Here is a 17,966-nt window from a genome sequence, read left to right as displayed (position 1 = left end):
TTACCCCCTCTGATCCGCCGTCACGGCAGCTTGCAACCGCGCGTCCAGTTGCGCAATACCCGGCTGCATCAAGAAAGACGTTGTCAGCCGTACATAGGCCGCTTCGGCCAGCTGCGCGCGCAGTGCCGGGTCACGGGCCAATCGCTCCATCGCCTCAGCCAAAGCCTCCGGAGCATCACTGCTCAACACGCCATGCTCCCCATCGGTGATGAACTCCGGAATGGCAGATACCGGCGTGGAAAGCAGGCACAGCTTCTGGCTCGCGGCCTCCATCAACACGTTAGGCAAGCCATCCCGATCCCCATCCACAGCAACGCGACTTGGCAGCACAAAAACATCTGAGGCACGCAAGGCCTCAATCACCTCGGGCTGGTCACACGCGCCGCGCCAGACAATGCGGTCCGCGATACCCAGTCGTTCCGCTTCCGCCTTCAAAACCGCGCCGGATCCACCTCCGCCGATATGCTCCCATCGCCAGTTCAAATCTTTAGGCAGCAGCGCGAGGGCCGCAATCAAACGATCAAAACCCTTCTTTTCCACAAGCCGCCCTACGGAAAGAAAGCGTACCATCCCATCAGGTTCGCGAGGCTTCGGGGGCTCTGGAAATCGTGTCAGGTCCAGCCCGTGATAGACCAATTCCACGCGGTCATCCCGATCTGCCAGCTCTTTCAGGTGACGCGCCCCCACGCCTGTGCAGGTCGCCAGAAAGGCCGCGCCATGCGTTTCCGCCTGCAACTTCTCCCGTTTCTCCCATTCGGGTGAGGTCCAAATATCTTTGGCATGGGCTGAGACCGACCAAGGCAAATCCCGCATGATCGCGGCATAGCGCGTGACAGACGCAGGCGTATGCATGAAATGGGCATAGAGGACATCAATATCGCGCGGCAATTCCCGCGCCAAGACACAGGCTTGCCCAAAGCGACGCACACGGTTGCGCGAGATGTCCCGTCGCAAGTCTTTAAGCCAAATGGCCGCAGCTTTCCAAAACTCTGGCTTGGACATGCCTGCCAAGACGCTGCGCAACACGCGCAGGGGCTCTTGGTGCAGGTATTCCGGCAGATAATGCACCGGCGCTTTCAAACGATCATGCAGCGGATGGCGTTTCTTGTCTGTGGGAAACCGCAGCGACCAAAGCGCCATATCATAGCCAGTTTCTTCCAGCGCCACCAATTCCTGCGCGATAAACGTCTCTGAAAGGCGGGGCCAGCCTTTGACCACCACCGCCACCTTCGGTCTTTGAGAAGTCATGCGACGCCTTGTGTTTGCGGCTTTGTGTTTGGCTCAGAGAGCCCCAACATGGCAAGTGTACGCTCAGACACTACATTCAGCCCGTCAAGAAGCCCCGGCACAAAGGCACCGCTCGGCTTCGGTTGGTGCGGAATGCCACGAATGGCGGCGATCATCGCTTCAGGCGTGAAACCATCACGACGTTCGTCCAGCATGCGCACCAAACCAAGGCTTTCAGCCCGGCTCGCGCGGATATGTTGCTCCATACGCGGGCGGGTGCGCGGGACAATCACCACAGGCTTGTCAAAGGAGAGCACTTCACAAAAAGTGTTATAGCCTCCCATCGATACGATACCCTGCGCGCCTTGCATCAAGGTTTCCATGCGGCTGTCAAAGCCGACCGCATGCACGCGCCCGTTCAGTTTGGCTACGCGCGCCTCAAAGTCTGCACGCACTTCGCCAGATAGAAACGGCCCGTAAACCAACAGCGCGCGCGGAGAGAGATCCGGGTCTGCTTCATAGGCGCACAACACCAGATCCACCATGCCAGCGCCATCACCTCCACCACCGGGGGTGACGAGGATATAGGGCTCAGACGGGGGTTCATCGTCGCTAAAGGCTTCGCGCTGCAGATAGCCAGTGAAGGTCATTTTATCGCGAAACTCTTGGGTCAGCTCCAAACCCGCTGTCGGGTCATAAATCGAGCGCAGACCGTAAACCCAGGTCTCATCATAATAGCGCTCCGCTGCCTCAACGGCACCTTTGCGCGCCCATTCGGCCGCAAGAACAATGGGCTCGTCCAGCACATCCCGCAGACCAAGGATCAGATGCGCCTTGCGCTTCAGCTTCAGCCATTCCAGTGCGGGCAACAGCTCACCGCGAAAGCCGGTCGGCTCTTTATCCACAATCAGCACATCTGGATCGAAATGTTCGACAGTTGCCTTGATCAACCCGGCGCGCAGCGCAGTGGTTTCGTCGATATGAAGACCCAAGCGCTCGCTTTCGTAGTTCCCATCCAGTGTTTTGGTCACACCGGGCAGGCGGATATGGTCCACATTGTCCGGAAAGGAAAACCGCCCGGCCACAGGAGATCCGGTCAGGATAAGCGCAGAAATACGGCTGTCCACCTGCGTGATAGCGGTCGCGAGGGCACGCGAGCGGCGTAAGTGGCCCAGCCCGTAAGTGTCGTGGCTATACAGCAGCACACGCGGAGACGCATTTGCCGCCAAGTTGCCTTTCATCGAATGCGCTTCTGACAAATCGTGCCTCACCCTTCGTTACAACCGCAAATCCGACTCGGATTTGGGCAATACGCCTTTGATATCGTAGAGCAATGCCTCAGGCTTTCCGAGGTCTCTTATTGCAGCAGCCCCCATCTCTACAAATTGGCGATGCGCAACGGCCACGACAACTCCGTCATAGACGCCGCTTTCAGCCTTTTGAATGGGTGTGATGCCATATTCGGCGCTTGCAGCCTCCGGATCGACCCAGGGATCCCAGACATCAACGGCCACGCTGTAGCTCTTCAGTTCGTCCACAATATCGGCCACGCGGGTGTTGCGCGTGTCGGCACAGTTCTCTTTGAATGCAAGTCCCATCACCAAAACACGTGCGCCCGAGGGGTTGGTGCCTTTGGCAAGCATGCCCTTGATCATCTCCTGCGCCACATGACGTCCCATGTGATCATTGATCCGACGCCCAGCCAAGATGACCTCAGGGTGATAGCCCAATTGCTCCGCTCGGAAAGTCAGATAGTAAGGATCGACACCGATGCAGTGTCCTCCCACAAGACCCGGTTTGAATGGCAGGAAGTTCCATTTGGTGCCGGCAGCTTCCAGAACTTCCAGAGTGTCCAATCCCATACGGGAAAAGATCAGCGAAAATTCGTTCACCAGAGCAATGTTCAGATCGCGCTGAGTGTTCTCGATGACCTTCGCCGCTTCTGCCGTCTTGATCGAGCTGGCCTTGTGCAACCCTGCCTTGATCACTGGCCCATAGATCGCCTCAACGCGGGAAAGCGTTTCCGCATCCTGCGCAGCCACCACTTTAACCACATTTTCCAGCGTGTGTTCGGCATCTCCCGGGTTCACACGTTCCGGCGAATAGGCAAGCTTGATCTCGCTGCCTGTTGCCAGCCCGCTGGCCTGCGCCAGCGCAGGGCCACAAACTTCTTCGGTCACGCCGGGGTACACGGTGCTTTCCAAAACGACCAAGGCATTCACAGTCAAATACGGCGCGATGGTCGCGCAAGCGCCCAGTACCGGGCCAAGGTCAGGTGCCTTTGCATCCGTGATCGGCGTCGGCACTGAGAGGATAAAGGCCGTGCAGCCTTTCAGCGCATCTGGGGCATCACTGAAAACCGCAGTGGTCTGCGCCAGTGACTCAACCGCCACCTCGCCGTTTGGATCGCGCCCGGAAGTTAGCCCTTCAATCAGCTTGGCATTGGTGTCAAAGCCAACCACCTCAAATCCGGCGCGTGCAAGGCCCAGAGCCAAAGGCAAGCCCACATAGCCCAAGCCCAAAACAGCGATTTTCTCTGATGTATTGAGGGTCACCTGTAACCGGTCCTTCCGCTCGCCTGCACCTTTTATCATTGGTTTCAGCCGCTAAACTGTTTGCCACCCCTTGTCACGCCAAAACGCTCTGGCTGCGTGGTTTCGCCCACACCCGCACACGTGACATGATCTCATTTGCGTGGCGCCGCCTCAAAGGCTAGACCAAAAGAAGACTGATTTGAGAGGGTTATTCGCCATGCTGCGCCAATTGTTTGCAATGATCTTCATCATTTTGCTGATGCCATTGATGGCAACAGCTCAAGCAACCTCCCTTTTGCCCAGCACCGCTCAAAGCGCCGCGCCCGAAGAAAACGCAGCCATGAGCCAACTTTTGCAAGAAGCCGCGAACACCGGCATGCAAGTCATCATCCTGCAGCCGGACGGATCAACGCAAACTGTCGGCGCAAGTGCCGCCTCCAGCAGCTCCGCGCAAGCTTCCGACACCTCCACTGACGGTGCCACCCTCATCATGCGCGCGCAGTCAGAAGTCGATGAAGTGCGGAGCATCTTTTTCAAGCGCTTGCAGGCCCTGCCCGCGGCCATCAACGAGGTCCGCTTTATCCTGCGCGCCTCCAGCCCTGATGGCACCATCATGGCCTTTGTCAGAACTCTTTTGTGGTCACTGGTTTTCTTGCTGCTCGGAGCCCTCGCCGAGCGCAGAATCTACGGCCCAAAAATCGCGGCCCGCTTTGTGATGCCAATGGTGCAAAAAGCACCGCAAGGCTATTCCGAAAAGTTGCCCTTCCTCGTGGTGCGCTTTGTCGGTGGTCTAATTGGCGTGGCGTTCTCCATGGTCGTGGCCGCCATTCTAGGGTTCATCATCACAGCGGTTATTGGAGGTGAAGAAGACAGTGCCATCCGCTTCACGCTGATCTCGATCTTTGTGGCCTACGCCCTCAGCCGCATTGTCGCGCTGATCTGGCGCATGATCCTGTCCCCCTATCTGGATCAGTATCGTATCCCCAGCTTTTCCACCCGCGATGCAAAACGCCTGCACCGCTGGATGTTTACGCTTGGTGCTCTCAACATTTGTACCGCAGTGTTCGGGGAGTGGTTGAAGCAACTTGGCCTGAACTACGATGTCTTTGCAGCCATGACGCTTGTTTTGCTGAGCGTCTTTGCCATTGGTAACCTCGCGATGGTGGTGGTGAACCGCGAAGCCATTTCCAACGCCATTCGCAATGGCAAAGCCCTGCCTGAAGCCAGCCTACCCATTCGGCTGATCAGCACACTTTGGGCGCCTGTTTTCCTGCTCTACGTGATCTATGGCTTCACGGAGCAAGCCTTTGACATTGTGCTGGGCAATGAGCTGTCCATTCCGCCAATCGCTGGCGCCTATATGATTTTCGCAGCTACGATTGTGGTCTATGCGACCTTCAATTTCATCATCGAGCGCTACTTTGACCGTGCCCGCAAAGTCCGCGCAGCCAATGAAGCGGCGGAACGTGCTGAGGCGGAACAGGAAGCCGCCCGCTTGGCCGCCGAAGCTGCACAGGAAACCATTGACGGCATAGCAACAGAGACGGTGTCCAGTCCGGTTCTGGACGGCGACATCATGGAAAGCGAAGATGATGATGCCGAACTGCGTGCGTTTCAGGAACGCATGCAATCGAGCAGCATTCACACCTTTGAAGACCTTGCGCGCCGGATTGCGGGGATATTGGCGCTTGTTTCCGGCCTGTATGCTGCGGTCAATATTTTTGGCGCCGAAGAAATGATGGTCCAGACCAATATCTTTGATCAGACGCTGGATGTGGCTGTGATCTGTTTCATTGGCTACATCGTGTTTCATGCCTTCCGCATCTGGGTGGACACAAAAATCAAAGATGAGGGCGGCGATGCTGTAAGCGCAACGCCCGGTGATGAGGGGGGCGCAACTGGTGCCAGCCGCCTCGCAACGCTGCTTCCGCTGTTCCGCAGCTTCATTCTGGTGATCATCGTGGTCTCCATCGTTCTGATCGCGCTCTTGGAAATGGGAGTGAACGTCAGCCCACTCTTCGCCGGTGCTGGTGTTATCGGCCTTGCCGTGGGCTTTGGCGCTCAATCCCTGGTGCGGGATATCTTTTCCGGCGCTTTCTTCCTGTTTGATGACGCCTTCCGCAAAGGCGAATACATCGACATTGGCTCTGTCAAAGGCACGGTCGAAAAGATCTCTGTCCGGTCTTTCCAACTGCGCCACCACTTGGGGCCGCTGCACACCATTCCCTTTGGCGAAATCCAGTATCTAACCAACTACTCCCGCGATTGGGTGATCATGAAACTCAAGCTCCGTGTCACCTACGACACCGACGTGGAGCGGGTGCGCAAACTGGTCAAAAAGCTCGGCGTCGAATTACTTGATGATCCGGTGATCGGCCACAACTTCATCCAGCCGCTGAAATCACAAGGCGTGATCGAGATGCAGGACAGCGCGATGATCATTCGTGTGAAATTCATGACCAAACCGGGCGATCAATGGCTGGTGCGCAAAAAGGTCTATCAGGAAATCCGCGAGCTCTTTGCCCGCGAAGGTATCAAATTTGCCCACCGCGAAGTCACGGTGCGGATTGCCGATGACGACAAAGGCGAAGAGCTGAGCCCCAAACAACGTGACGCCGTTGTGGGCGCAGTGGAAGCGGCCATTGACGAGGATGCGCTGGAAGAGGCCTCTGGCGGCGGCGATGACCGCTGATAGCGCCACTGCGTCAGCACCCCACGATTAACCATTTGCCCCGTCTGCGCTTTTAAACAAAGGGTAAATGCGCTAGCAAAATGGTGGGATTTGTTGCGGACCATGGGATCGGGCCGCGAAGGGGGTGGAATGTCGCCTGAGATTGAGCACGCGTATGAGCTGTTGGAAGTGACTCCGGATGTCTCTGACAAGGAGATGCGCTCCGCATGGCGCAAACTTGTCAGGCGCTACCATCCGGACCTTGCCAAAGACGACCCTGAAGAAGCCAGCCAACGCATGGCTGACATCAACGCTGCCTTCGACGCGTTAGCCTATCACCGCGCGAAGATTGAAGCGGAAGAGATGCCCCAAGAAACGGGCAAAAAGAAAGAAAAGGCGCGTCGTTCAGCCAAGCCCAAGCCACGCGCGCAAACCCATACCAAACGTGAAAAGGCGGAAGAGCCGCAACCCGAACCGGAAGCGCCACAGGAACCTGAGACCAAGTGGAATAGCGAAGAGCAGACTCTGGTGAATGCAGCCTCTTCTCTCTTTGAAGAAACCCGCCGCAAGCTGAGCGCAGCCGCCCGGCGACCACTCTTTTCCGTCTGCCACTAAAGCTGTCTCAACTTAGTCCAAAGCGCTGAGAGTGGTCCGGTACCACCCTCTTTCAGTTTTAGCTACGGTTCGGATCCATCGCGTCCCGCAAACCATCACCAAAGAAGTTGAACGCCAAAACCACGATCACGATCGGCAGCATCGGAATCGCCGTCCAGGGATAGATCTCAATCGACGCAAGGTTCTGCGCATCGTTCAGCATGACGCCCCAACTCACCGCTGGCGCGCGCAGCCCCAACCCCAAGAAGCTCAGCGCCGTTTCCCCCAAAATCATCGCCGGGATCGAGAGCGTTGCACTGGCGATCAGATGACTGAGGAAGTTGGGCAAAAGGTGCTTTTTGATCACCCGGCTTGGCTTCGCCCCCATCATCTCAGCGGCTTTCACAAACTCTTCTTCCCGCAAACTCAGGAATTTGGAGCGCACCGCACGGGCCAACCCCGGCCAGTCGAGAATACCAAGGATGATCGAGATGATGAAAAATACCGCCACCGGCCCCCAGTGAGAGGGCACAGCCGCAGACAGGGCGAGCCAGAGGGGCAGTTCTGGCAGGCTGCGCAAGACTTCAATCACTCGGTTGATGAACCAATCCAGAAAGCCGCCAAAATAGCCAGCGATCGAGCCCAGAATGATCCCGATCACAAAGGAAACGGTGATACCCACCAGCCCGACGGTCAGCGAAAGCTGCGCGCCATAAAGGATGCGTGAGAAAACATCGCGCCCCAATCGATCCGCACCAAATAGAAACAGGGTCGCTCCCACCGGAGCGCAGAAGAAATGCGTGTTGGCCGGAATGAACCCTGCGAGCTTATAGTCAGCCCCTTCGCAAAAGAACTCAAGCATCATTGGTGTGTCGGTATCCGGCACATACTTCCAACTAAAGCTCTCCAGATCCATTTCCGCAGTGGTCGGATAAACATGCGGGCCTATGAAGCGGCCGTCATGAATGAAATGCATCCGCTGCGGCGGGGCGTAGATGTAATCTTCCAAGCGCTCGTTGGGCCCGTAAGGCGCAATGAAGCCAGCAAAAGGCAGCGACAGATAGGCAAGGAGCAGAAAAATGGCTGAGATCAAGCCAAGCTTATGTTGCTTAAACCGCAACCACAGCAACCGCGCGTTGGACATGTCCAACTCGGCGCTGCGCGCCTCTGCAGCCGCTTCCGGATTATACGGGGCTTGATCGACAAAACGCCCGTCTGGCTGAATGCTCATCGCTCCCGCCCTCCAAATCGAATGCGCGGATCAAGCAGCGCGAGCAAGAGATCAGACACCAGCGTGCCAATCAGCGTAAGAAGCGCCACAAACATCAGCACAAAAGCAGACAGGAACAAATCCTGCGACTTAAGCGCAGACAGCAGCAGCGGCCCGATGGTTTGAAGCCCCAAAACCACAGACACCAGAACCGAACCGGAGACCAGTGACGGCAAAAGCGTGCCGATGTCAGCGACAAATGGGTTAAAGGCCACCCGCAGGGGATATTTGGTGAGCATGCGCGGCTCACTCATGCCTTTGGCGCGGGCTGTTTCCACATAGGGTTTGCCAAGCTCGTCGAGCAGGTTCGCTCGCAACCGCTGCATCATCGCCGCAGCACCCGAGGTGCCAATCACAAAGGTTGGAATGATCAAATGAACCAGCACCGATTTCATCTTTTCAAAGCTCATCGGTTCACCTTCAAACTGCGGATCCATCAGCCCGCCAATCGGCAGGTTGAGATAGCGGTTGCCGTAGTAAAACAGGATCAACGCCAGCAGGAAGTTCGGTGTCGCGAGACCAAGATAGCCAATGAACGCAGAGGTATAGTCAATCCAGGTTTTGGATTTCGCCGCAGCCAGAACGCCAAGCGGCAAAGCCACAGCATAGATGAAAAGCACCGCAGCCAGATTGACCAGCACCGTCATCCAAAGCGCGCCGCCGACCAGATCGGCAACCGGCTTGTCGAACTCAAAGGACCAGCCAAACTCGCCCTGCAACAGCCCCGCAAAACCATGCGGCCCCTGCATGAACCCGGCCCAGATCAGATATTGCTTCCACAAAGGCTGGTCGAGTGAGTACTCCTGCCGAAGGAACTCCGCTTTGGCGATCCCGTTGGATTGCCCGGTCGCGCGCAGCTCGTTGATCTGGTTGGACAGATAGTCGCCCGGCGGCAGGTTGATGATGACAAACACCAACACCGACACCACCAGAAGTGTCGCAAGCATGGTCAAAAACCGGAAAACCGCGAACCGCAGCAGAGCCATTCCTTGCTCCTATTCCGCAAAGAAGAATTCATCAGGGCGATGCACCCCGAAATGGGCACCGGGAGACCAAGCCCAAATGGCTTTCTCCGGCACATTGCGCAAGCGATTGGACACAACAACCGGCTGTGGCGCGCCGTTCAACAGGCCAATGGCAAAAACATTGTCAGCGTGAATGTCCACCATACGCTGCCAGATCACGGCGCGATCCACCGACGTGTAGGCCTGTGTCCACTGATGCGCGAGATCGTTCAGTTCAATCGCGGCAGGAAGATCAGGGGCCTCTCCAACTTCACCATGCGTCTGATGGTATTGCCCCCACTTCGGCCAAGAGAGGAAGGCCTGATCCCACGGCGCCAGGTAGCCCGGTGAGGTGTACGGTTGAGGCAGCCCGTTGTCCCAGCCAAACCAAGTGGAGGCCATGGTTTCTCCGGCGTAGACCCGATTGCGCAAAATATCGCGTTCCAAGGGGCGCATGATCAGCTTCACGCCAATCTCCGCCCAATTGTCGGTGATAATCTGCAGCGCGTTTTCAACTTCCTGGCGCTCGCCTGCTGTCTCTACTACCACCCACACGGGGCGCCCATCGGGCAGCGTGCGATAGCCTTCTTTGGTGCGCTTATCGAGGCCCATTTCATCCAGCAGCGCATTGGCCTGATCCAGATCACGAATGGCCCACGCATCACGGTTCTTTTCTTTGAAGAAAGGACTCACCGGCAAAACGGTCATGCCACCCTGTTTGGCCAAGCCAAAGTAAAGGCCGCGATTGATGATCTTGCGATTGATTGCCAGAGACAGCGCACGACGGAACCGCACATCGCGCAGCGTCTCCCGCCAGCCCTCGTCGTTGTAGTTCAGGTTGGGATAGATCGCGATCTGACTGGCCGTGCCATTGCCCCACAACATGGTGCTGTAGTTACCTTGCGCCTCACCCTTTTTCAGGATCGCAGTGTCTTTGAAGTCCAGCCCGCGCGCCTGCAGATCCACTTCGCCTGCATTGGCTTTTGCTGCAACAAGACCCGGCGCAACCACCTGCATCTCAACAACATCGATGTAAGGCAACTGCACCCCATTGCTGTCGATCCGGTGGTAAAAGGGATTGCGGACAAACAGGAAACGGCTTTTGCCGTCTTTCGTCGCCAAGATCCAGGGCTGCAGCGTAGGCAGATCCGGATTGTCGAACTTATACATATTGTCCTGACGATTGTGCAGCGCGGCCCAACTGCGCACACGCGCCTCATACAGCCGCTCACTCAGCTCTTCTTCATCCGTATAGTCCGCATGGAACGGCTTCATGAAATGCGCAGGGCGGTAGATGAACGGCGGGCGCGCCTCGGCCAGCATCTGCAAAAACTGCGGGTTGGGTTTGCTCCACTCATAGATAACCGTATGTGCATCCGGGAAACTGACCTTTGGCAGCTCTCCTTCTACTCTCAGGAAATCGACAGGACCTGAGGGAGACAGCAACGGATTGTTTGCAACATCCTCCCACCAGTAGCGGAAGTCCTCAGATGTAAACGGATGACCGTCCGACCACTTGTGGCCGGGGCGTAGGCGCATGGTGAATTTCTTGTCGTCCTCATTATCGAGACCCGCAAGAATATCGGGGACCAACTCATACCGTTCGTTGTAGCCCACAAGCCGCGCATAGCCGTACACAACCATTTGCCGAACATCTTTGGAGCGCGTGACCATGGTGCGCAAAGTGCCACCCTGCTTACCAAGCTCCCGGTTGTGCAGAGACAGATCTACGGTCTTTGGAGCCTCTGGCACACGCTCTGCAACTGGCGGCAAATTTCCGGCAGAAACATCTGATTGCCAAAAGCCGCTTTCCTGAAGCTCCATCGCTGAGGCAGTGTGGACACCCAGCAAAGAACAGGCCGCAAAGAGGCAGGCAATGATCGGTCTTTTAGGCATGGTAACGCACCTTGTGTCCTGGCTCGGTCTCTCGCAACGGCGGCGCATTCACACCGTCAAAGCGGAAAGCATCGGGCCAACTGGAAGGCGCGCCTGCCCCCTGTGCCACGATCTTGAGGTTGATGGGGCGCGCAATATCCGGCTCAGGCTGAGCCGCAATGAGCGCCTTGGTGTAGGGATGTTGCGGATTATAAAAGAGCTGCTCTGGCGGACCTTGCTCGACCACAAGACCTGCGCGCATTACCGCGACTTCATCCGCAATCCGCGCCACAACAGCAAGATCGTGGCTGATGAAGAGGTAGCTGAGGTTGAGACGGTCTCTAATGTCTTCAAGCAGGCGCAGCACCTGCTCCTGAACAGAAACATCCAGTGCTGATGTCGGCTCATCACATACCAGAAACGTCGGCCCAAGCATCAATGCCCGCGCAATGGAAAGTCGCTGGCGTTGCCCGCCGGAGAAGGCATGTGGAAAGCGCGTGAGCATGTTTTCATTCAACCCTACCCAGCGCAAAATTTCCACGGCCCGGTCAACACGCTCTGACGGAGATCCAATGTTGTGAATCTCCAGAGGTTCACAAAGCGCATCTTTCACCCGCATGCGCGGATTAAGCGTGCTGTAGGGGTCCTGAAACACCATTTGAGCCTTGCGCTGAAACGCCAGGCGCTCCGCCCGGTTCAAATCCTGAAGGTTGACTGGCTCAGCGCCGGGCTCTGCGCGAAACAGGATTGAGGCCCCGCTATCCGCGCGCTCCGCACCGAGCGCCATGCGCGCACATGTGGTTTTACCGGATCCGGATTCACCCACTACCGCCAGTGTTTTGCCGCGCTCCACCCCAAAGTCCACACCTCGGACGGCATTTACCACGGATTTGGCACCCCAAGGTGAGGAGGCCTTAAGCTCATAGGTTTTGTTCACGTCCCGCATCTCAAGGATGTAGTCGCGTTCCTCCTCATCTGGTCGATCTGCCGGCGTGGCCGGAATTTCCGGTGCCGCTGCCATCAAGTCTTTCGTGTAAGGGTGATGCGGATCGCGCAGGATCAGGGGGGCAGGCCCCGCCTCCATGACGCGGCCACGGTTCATCACCACCACATCGTCCGCCATATTGGCCACCACGCCAAGGTCATGGGTCACCAAAATCACTCCCATGCCGGTCTCGGCCTGAAGATCCTTGATCAACCCCAAAACCTGCGCCTGCGTTGTCACATCAAGCGCGGTTGTCGGCTCGTCCGCAATCAGCAGATCAGGCCGCCCAACCATCGCCATCGCAATCATAGCACGTTGGCGCATCCCGCCTGAGAGCTCAAACGGATAGGAATTGTAGACGCGTTCAGGGCTTGGAAAGCCAACGCGCTCAAACTTCTCAAGAACCAGTTTCTTGCGCTTGGCCGCGTCAAAATCATGATGCAACTTCAGCGCTTCAGACACCTGGTTGCCAATGCGGTGCAGCGGGGACAGCGAGCGCATCGGCTCCTGAAAAATCATCGAAATCCGATTGCCGCGAATACTGCGCATCTTGCGTTCGCTCAGTTTGGTGATGTCGATCGGCGCATCTCCGCCACGTCCCGCAAACTCGATCTGACCACCGCGCAACTGGGCAGCCGCAGGCAAAATCCGCAAAGCCGCGCGACAGCTCAAGGTCTTCCCCGACCCGCTTTCGCCTACCAGCGCGAGGGTCTTTCCGGCGGCGACTGAAAAACTGACGTCATCCACCACAGGTTTGGCTTTTTCAAAGCCAATTGTAAGATTTCGCACAGTTAATAGTGCTGTCAAAGCAATAGTCCCCTGCCACGCTCTTTTTAATCCACCTTGCGGCGGCGCGTTCCGTTTCATCTGAACATGATTATTCTTGTAGGAGCAAGCATCTAGAAACGGCTTATGTTCACGATCTGCCCAAATGGCGTTCACCAAGCCACACAAGCGCAAAAGCAATGCGCCCGAAGAAATCTGCCCTTGCATTGTGCTGGACCGGATGCCACGAAGCGGTCATATTAAAATTTCGTGACTAACCCACCGCGGAGGCCGCGCTGTTGGATCACTTTTGAATTCTAAAAATAAGCGCAGCGCAGGCTGCGGAGACTTGGATGAAAACCAAAAACACCAGCTTTCTCACCTTTGCTGAACGCCGTTTTCGTCTGAGCGGCCGCGCATTGATCGAAAACGGCCATCCCTATTTTGTTCCGACCGATGATCTGGAAGCAAAGGCAGAACAATGGCCACATGGTTTCCTGTCCATGTCGCACTATGACTACCTCGGCCTTATGCATCATCCGAAAACGACAGGTGCTGCCAAAGAGGCCATTGATGCGCAGGGCACAGGCGTGGGCGCCTCCCGCCTTGTAGGCGGTGAACGGCTCGCCCATCGTGCGCTTGAAAACGACATGGCCGAATTCCTCGGTGTCGGCGGCGTGCTTTCAGTGATCTCGGGCTACCTCACCAATGTCTCCGTGCTTGGCCTCCTGCTTGGCCCGCGCGACCTCGTGATTGTCGATGAGCTTGCCCACAACTCCATCATCATAGGCGCACGCGGCACAAAAGCACGCTTTGAGTCCTATGCGCACAATGATCTGGATGATCTGGAGCGCATTTTGCACGAACACCGCGCGGAGCACGGGCGTGTGCTGATTTGCACCGATGGGCTGTTCTCCATGGACGGTGACATCACCGACCTGCCCCGTCTGCTGGATATGAAAGACGCCTGTGACGCGTGGCTTTTGCTGGATGAAGCCCATTCCTACGGCGTTCTCGGCGAAACCGGTCGCGGTCTTTGTGAACACTTCGGCGAAGATCCCAACCGAGTGGAAATCGCTATTGGAACACTGTCCAAAAGCTTCGCATCCTCTGGCGGTTTCATTGCTGCAAATGCCGACGTCATCGAATGGATGCGGTTCTGTCTTCCGGGCTTTGTCTACTCCGTAGGCCTGCCTCCTGCGACGGTTGCAAGCGCACATGCGGCACTCAACCTCCTTAAGGATGAGCCAAGCCGTGTTGCCAAATTACGCGCCAACTCGCGACGCTTCCTCACCAAAGCGGCCGAAGCAGGCCTGGATACTGGCACCGCCATCGGTGAGGCCGTTGTTCCGATCCTGTTTGAAACGCCCGAAGACTGCGTCTTTGTCGCTGAAGCCCTCATGCAACAGGGCATCTATGCGCCACCCGTGGTGCATGTGGGCGTACCCAAAGACATGCCACGCATCCGGTTCTTCATCTCCGCCGCTCATAGCGAAGCCGATCTGGATCGCGTGATCGATGCGGTTGCGAAGGCTTCTGAGGCTGCCGCAGCTTTGCGGCAACGTATGAGCGCGGAATAAGCCCATGTTCCTGACTGCTCACACGGGCTTTCAGGGCACCTCCCTGACGCATCGCAACGGGTCGACCTTTGCGATGTTGTTGGCATTTTTTGCAGCCTTCTGCCTGACACTGCAGGCAACTGCGGCCAAGGCAAAGCCGCAACTCGCGCTCACCTCTTCTGAGCAAAGCGACGTCTTACCATTGGCAAATCCGGACTTCCCGCATCCTGATGAACCCGGTCAGCTGTTCTTCTTGCAACGCAATATGAACGCCAACACCGTGGTCTACAGCGCGCGCTTTGACGACGCGGGCAGCCTGATCGACAAATCACCAGTGTCCGTCTTTTGGCGCCGCTATGCCGATGAAGGGCAGACCATGGCGCTGCGCTGGTATGAGCGCGTGTTTGGCTTCGGCGTCCGCCTGAAATCGCACGCTTCCGCCACATCGCGCACTCTGGCCTTCAATGCACTGAAATCTCAAAAGCTGGAACTGCGCCAGATTGCACCTTTCAAAGCGGCCCTGTTTACAGAACAGGACGGCCGCGAATACCAGCTGATTTATGGCTATCTCGATGTTGACGAAAGTGGGCTCTTGCCCAAAGTCACCCGTCTGCGTCTTTATACAACCGACCCCCAAACGGGGCTCTATGTGACCCACACTATTGCCGTTTCCGGTGGAGCTTTCAACGAATGATAAAATCCCCTTCTTCTCCGATCCGCACAGTGATTGTTGGTGTTGGCAACTGTGCCAGCTCGCTGATCCAAGGTGTTTCCTACTGCCGCGCTCTTGGCGATGAGGCTGTTGGCGTTAGCTTCCCGGACCTGGCGGGCTATACACCTGCGAATGTTGAACTGGTCGCTGGCTTTGACGTGGACAGCCGCAAGGTTGGCAAAACGCTGGGCGAAGCGGCTTTTGCGGCACCCAACTGCACCGAACAGTTTCACACCGATCTGGCAGAGCAAACCGGCCCGGTCCTACGTGGTCCCGATCTGGATGGTGTGGCTGCTCACATGCTCGCTAACCCGGAAGATCGCAGCTTCCGTCTGTCCTCAGAGAACGCGCTCAGCAAGGAAGAGATCGTCGCCAAGCTGAAAGAGCTTGAAGCGGAAATCATGATCATCTTCCTGCCCGTTGGCTCTCAGAAAGCGGTGGAGTTTTATGTAGAGTGCGCGCTTGAAGCAGGTGTGGCTGTCGTGAATGGCATCCCGGTCTTCATTGCGTCTCATCCGGTATGGGCGGACAAATTCCGCGCTGCAGGCATCCCGATCCTGGGCGATGACTTCAAAGCGCAAATGGGTGCAACCGTACTGCACCGTACGCTTGCCAATCTGGCGGAAATGCGCGGCGTCGAAATCGATCGCACCTATCAGCTCAACGTGGGGGGCAACACCGACTTCCTGAACATGAGCGAGAACGCTCGTCTGGCCAACAAGCGGGAAAGCAAGACCGAGGCGGTGCAATCCGCGATGGAAGAGCGCCTGCACGAAAATGACATCCGCATCGGCCCATCAGATTATGTGCCATGGCTGAACGACCGTAAGGTTGCCTATGTGCGCCTTGAAGGCCGTCTCTTTGGGGGCGCGCGCACCAACATCGAAGTGCGTCTAGATGTGGAAGACAGCCCGAATGCCGCCGCTGAAGCGCTGGTGGCGATCCGTCTGGCCCGCATTGCACGTGATCGCGGCCTGTCCGGCCCCATCACCGAAGCAAGCGCCTTCCTGTTCAAGCATCCTCCAGAACAGATCGAAGACACCGACGCGCATGACGTGGTGTTGCGGTTCGTCAACGAGGCCAGCTGATGCGTGCCGCCTTCATTACAGGCGGCTCAAGCGGCATCGGGTTTGCCGCGGCGATGCAGCTTGCGGTGAAGGGGCACGACCTCGCACTGTTTGCGCGTGATTCCAGCCGATTGCTGGCCGCGCGCGACGCCCTGCTGCAGGCAGCGCCCAAAATCAATGTGGAAACATATGCCGTCGACGTCGCCAATGAAGTCGCGCTGACAGAGGCGCTTTCCGATGCTGTCCTAAAGCTGGGTGCTCCCGAAATGGCCATCGCCAGCGCGGGCATCGCCCAGCCGGGGCTTTTTCACGCGCAAAGCGCAGACCTCCACCGCAGGCATATGGACGTGAACTATTTTGGCACGCTCACTTTTGTTCAAGCGTTGACCAAACCGATGCAGGACGCTGGTGGCGGACACATCGGCCTAATCTCCTCCGGCGCGGCATTCTTTGGCATCTATGGCTATGGTGCCTATGCTCCGTCCAAATTTGCCCTGCGCGGATTGGCGGAGATTTTGCATCTCGAACTGGCGGCTGCCAACATCACCACAACGGTGATCTATCCGCCTGACACCGATACGCCTCAGCTGACCGAAGAGAAACGCACCAAGCCCATGGCCACCCAGAAGATCACCGAAGGGGGAGGCATCTGGCAGCCTGAAGACATCGCCGCACGTCTCATTGCGGGGATGAAGGCGGGTCACGCCACGGTTGCACCGGGCTTTCAGATGGCCGCGCTCAACCGCCTTGGCAGCCTGATTGCTCCGGTTCTGCGCTGGCACCAAAAACGTATCATTTCCCAGCACGGCAACCAATGACCACGCCCACCGTCCAAGACATTGCCGTGGCCGCAGCGGTCATCATCGGCGCGGGATTTGTCATGCTGCTTTTGCTGGCATTGATCCCAAACATCCGCCGCAAAAGCCTCGACCTTGTCGTCACTCTGCTGAGCGCCACCCTCATCCTGATCTGTCTGCTCGCGCTCTTCCTTCTGGGGCCGCAGGCTCTGGTCGCAGGCCTGACACTCGCCGCTGCCCGGATCGGTTACGAGGTCGCCACGCTGCGTCTTGCCAAAGAAACTCACGTGATTTTGGCGGCTCTTGCTGCCGCTGGTCTCACCGTGATCAGCGCGCTGTTTACCCCGGTGGCGATCGCATGTGCTGGCCTGTGGTTCCTGCTGTTCGCCCGTCAACTGGCAGCCCGTCCAACTTTGCCCAATGCCGCGGTCGACGTGCTGCTATTTCCCATACTGCCCATGGCGCTGCTCGCGTATGGCGCTGCACACCCAGAACTCACCGCACTCATGTTGGCTGCCTACGTTCTGGTCGAAATTTTTGACAGTTTCGCCCTCCTAATCGGCAGCCTTCTGGGGCGCACCAAAGCCTTCCCGATCCTCAGCCCCAACAAAACCATCGAGGGCCTTGCCGGTGGTGCAATGGCACTTGTGATCGCACTTGTTGTGGCTGCGACGATCTGGGGCTTTTCCCCACTCAAAGCTGCCGCCACCGCACTTTTCGTCGGCGCCCTCGCTGTGGCAGGAGACCTCTCCGCCTCACGCCACAAGCGCATCGCTGGTGTGAAGGACTATCCCCGCGTCCTTGCGCGCCAAGGCGGACTTCTGGACAGTCTGGACAGCTGGATTGCCGCAAGCGCTGGCCTTGTGGCGGTCCACTTCCTCAGCGTATTGTGGTGAGCGGCTTGCC

14 protein-coding genes are annotated in these 17,966 nt (G+C 57.3%); 7 read left to right on the top strand and 7 right to left on the bottom strand.

The window, feature by feature from the left end:
• The 3 genes from J7412_RS02290 to J7412_RS02280 are packed head-to-tail and all read right to left on the bottom strand — an operon-like array spanning position 1 to position 3,821.
• Positions 1-1,248: a glycosyltransferase family 4 protein gene (locus J7412_RS02290; protein WP_209076635.1), complete on the bottom strand. Its 1,248-nt coding sequence runs from the start codon at positions 1,246-1,248 to the stop codon at positions 1-3.
• The gene (locus J7412_RS02285; protein WP_209076632.1) at positions 1,245-2,468 is read right to left on the bottom strand and encodes a glycosyltransferase; all 1,224 of its coding nucleotides are present in this window, start codon (positions 2,466-2,468) and stop codon (positions 1,245-1,247) included. Before J7412_RS02285 ends, J7412_RS02290 begins: the two co-directional genes overlap by 4 nt.
• A 36-nt stretch (positions 2,469-2,504) precedes the next feature.
• Entirely contained in the window at positions 2,505-3,821 is a 1,317-nt protein-coding gene (locus tag J7412_RS02280; RefSeq protein WP_209076630.1) for a nucleotide sugar dehydrogenase, read from the bottom strand.
• A gap of 157 nt (positions 3,822-3,978) precedes the next feature.
• On the opposite strand from J7412_RS02280, the gene J7412_RS02275 reads away from it, so the two are divergent.
• Positions 3,979-6,453, top strand: a complete 2,475-nt coding sequence (locus J7412_RS02275) for a mechanosensitive ion channel family protein (protein ID WP_209076628.1) — start codon at positions 3,979-3,981, stop codon at positions 6,451-6,453.
• Between the two features lie 129 nt (positions 6,454-6,582).
• Positions 6,583-7,047: a J domain-containing protein gene (locus J7412_RS02270; RefSeq protein WP_209076626.1), complete on the top strand. Its 465-nt coding sequence runs from the start codon at positions 6,583-6,585 to the stop codon at positions 7,045-7,047.
• A 58-nt stretch (positions 7,048-7,105) separates the two neighbouring features.
• Here J7412_RS02270 and J7412_RS02265 read toward each other — a convergent pair whose 3' ends face one another.
• The 4 genes from J7412_RS02265 to J7412_RS02250 all read right to left on the bottom strand — a co-directional run bounded on the left by J7412_RS02265 (position 7,106) and on the right by J7412_RS02250 (position 12,967).
• Entirely contained in the window at positions 7,106-8,257 is a 1,152-nt protein-coding gene (locus J7412_RS02265; protein ID WP_209076625.1) for an ABC transporter permease, read from the bottom strand.
• Positions 8,254-9,282 (bottom strand): ABC transporter permease, encoded by a 1,029-nt coding sequence (locus J7412_RS02260; RefSeq protein WP_209058579.1) that lies wholly within the window; start codon positions 9,280-9,282, stop codon positions 8,254-8,256. Before J7412_RS02260 ends, J7412_RS02265 begins: the two co-directional genes overlap by 4 nt.
• A gap of 9 nt (positions 9,283-9,291) precedes the next feature.
• Entirely contained in the window at positions 9,292-11,124 is a 1,833-nt protein-coding gene (locus J7412_RS02255) for an ABC transporter substrate-binding protein (RefSeq protein WP_247743754.1), read from the bottom strand.
• Positions 11,125-11,188: 64 nt separating this feature from the next.
• On the bottom strand, positions 11,189-12,967 hold the full coding sequence (locus J7412_RS02250; RefSeq protein ID WP_209076623.1) for an ABC transporter ATP-binding protein: 1,779 nt from the start codon (positions 12,965-12,967) through the stop codon (positions 11,189-11,191).
• Positions 12,968-13,278: 311 nt separating this feature from the next.
• Between J7412_RS02250 and J7412_RS02245 the strand changes: the two genes are divergently transcribed.
• Genes J7412_RS02245 through J7412_RS02225 form a run of 5 tightly spaced genes read left to right on the top strand, consistent with a single transcriptional unit; the run spans position 13,279 to position 17,956 of the window.
• Positions 13,279-14,505, top strand: a complete 1,227-nt coding sequence (locus J7412_RS02245; protein ID WP_209076622.1) for an aminotransferase class I/II-fold pyridoxal phosphate-dependent enzyme — start codon at positions 13,279-13,281, stop codon at positions 14,503-14,505.
• Between the two features lie 4 nt (positions 14,506-14,509).
• On the top strand, positions 14,510-15,178 hold the full coding sequence (locus J7412_RS02240; protein ID WP_209076621.1) for a DUF4833 domain-containing protein: 669 nt from the start codon (positions 14,510-14,512) through the stop codon (positions 15,176-15,178).
• On the top strand, positions 15,175-16,284 hold the full coding sequence (locus J7412_RS02235; protein WP_209076620.1) for an inositol-3-phosphate synthase: 1,110 nt from the start codon (positions 15,175-15,177) through the stop codon (positions 16,282-16,284). Before J7412_RS02240 ends, J7412_RS02235 begins: the two co-directional genes overlap by 4 nt.
• Positions 16,284-17,081: an SDR family oxidoreductase gene (locus J7412_RS02230; RefSeq protein ID WP_209076619.1), complete on the top strand. Its 798-nt coding sequence runs from the start codon at positions 16,284-16,286 to the stop codon at positions 17,079-17,081. The genes J7412_RS02235 and J7412_RS02230 overlap by 1 nt, the downstream gene beginning before the upstream one ends.
• A complete protein-coding gene (locus tag J7412_RS02225) occupies positions 17,078-17,956 on the top strand; it encodes a phosphatidate cytidylyltransferase (protein WP_209076618.1) in 879 nt (292 codons plus the stop codon). The genes J7412_RS02230 and J7412_RS02225 overlap by 4 nt, the downstream gene beginning before the upstream one ends.
• Positions 17,957-17,966: the final 10 nt, after the last annotated feature.

Source organism: Shimia sp. R9_3, from assembly GCF_017743755.1.
Lineage (GTDB): Bacteria > Pseudomonadota > Alphaproteobacteria > Rhodobacterales > Rhodobacteraceae > Shimia.
This window is presented reverse-complemented; position numbering and strand designations above follow the sequence as displayed.

Bases quoted from the DNA above. Each gene is read 5' to 3' on its own strand.
- J7412_RS02240 (WP_209076621.1), top strand. From the start codon at position 14,510: ATGTTCCTGACTGCTCACACGGGCTTTCAGGGCACCTCCCTGACGCAT.
- J7412_RS02285 (WP_209076632.1), bottom strand. From the start codon at position 2,468: ATGAAAGGCAACTTGGCGGCAAATGCGTCTCCGCGTGTGCTGCTGTAT.
- J7412_RS02230 (WP_209076619.1), top strand. From the start codon at position 16,284: ATGCGTGCCGCCTTCATTACAGGCGGCTCAAGCGGCATCGGGTTTGCC.
- J7412_RS02260 (WP_209058579.1), bottom strand. From the start codon at position 9,282: ATGGCTCTGCTGCGGTTCGCGGTTTTCCGGTTTTTGACCATGCTTGCG.
- J7412_RS02290 (WP_209076635.1), bottom strand. From the start codon at position 1,248: ATGACTTCTCAAAGACCGAAGGTGGCGGTGGTGGTCAAAGGCTGGCCC.
- J7412_RS02235 (WP_209076620.1), top strand. From the start codon at position 15,175: ATGATAAAATCCCCTTCTTCTCCGATCCGCACAGTGATTGTTGGTGTT.
- J7412_RS02270 (WP_209076626.1), top strand. From the start codon at position 6,583: ATGTCGCCTGAGATTGAGCACGCGTATGAGCTGTTGGAAGTGACTCCG.
- J7412_RS02265 (WP_209076625.1), bottom strand. From the start codon at position 8,257: ATGAGCATTCAGCCAGACGGGCGTTTTGTCGATCAAGCCCCGTATAAT.
- J7412_RS02225 (WP_209076618.1), top strand. From the start codon at position 17,078: ATGACCACGCCCACCGTCCAAGACATTGCCGTGGCCGCAGCGGTCATC.
- J7412_RS02255 (WP_247743754.1), bottom strand. From the start codon at position 11,124: ATGGAGCTTCAGGAAAGCGGCTTTTGGCAATCAGATGTTTCTGCCGGA.
- J7412_RS02245 (WP_209076622.1), top strand. From the start codon at position 13,279: ATGAAAACCAAAAACACCAGCTTTCTCACCTTTGCTGAACGCCGTTTT.
- J7412_RS02275 (WP_209076628.1), top strand. From the start codon at position 3,979: ATGCTGCGCCAATTGTTTGCAATGATCTTCATCATTTTGCTGATGCCA.
- J7412_RS02280 (WP_209076630.1), bottom strand. From the start codon at position 3,821: ATGATAAAAGGTGCAGGCGAGCGGAAGGACCGGTTACAGGTGACCCTC.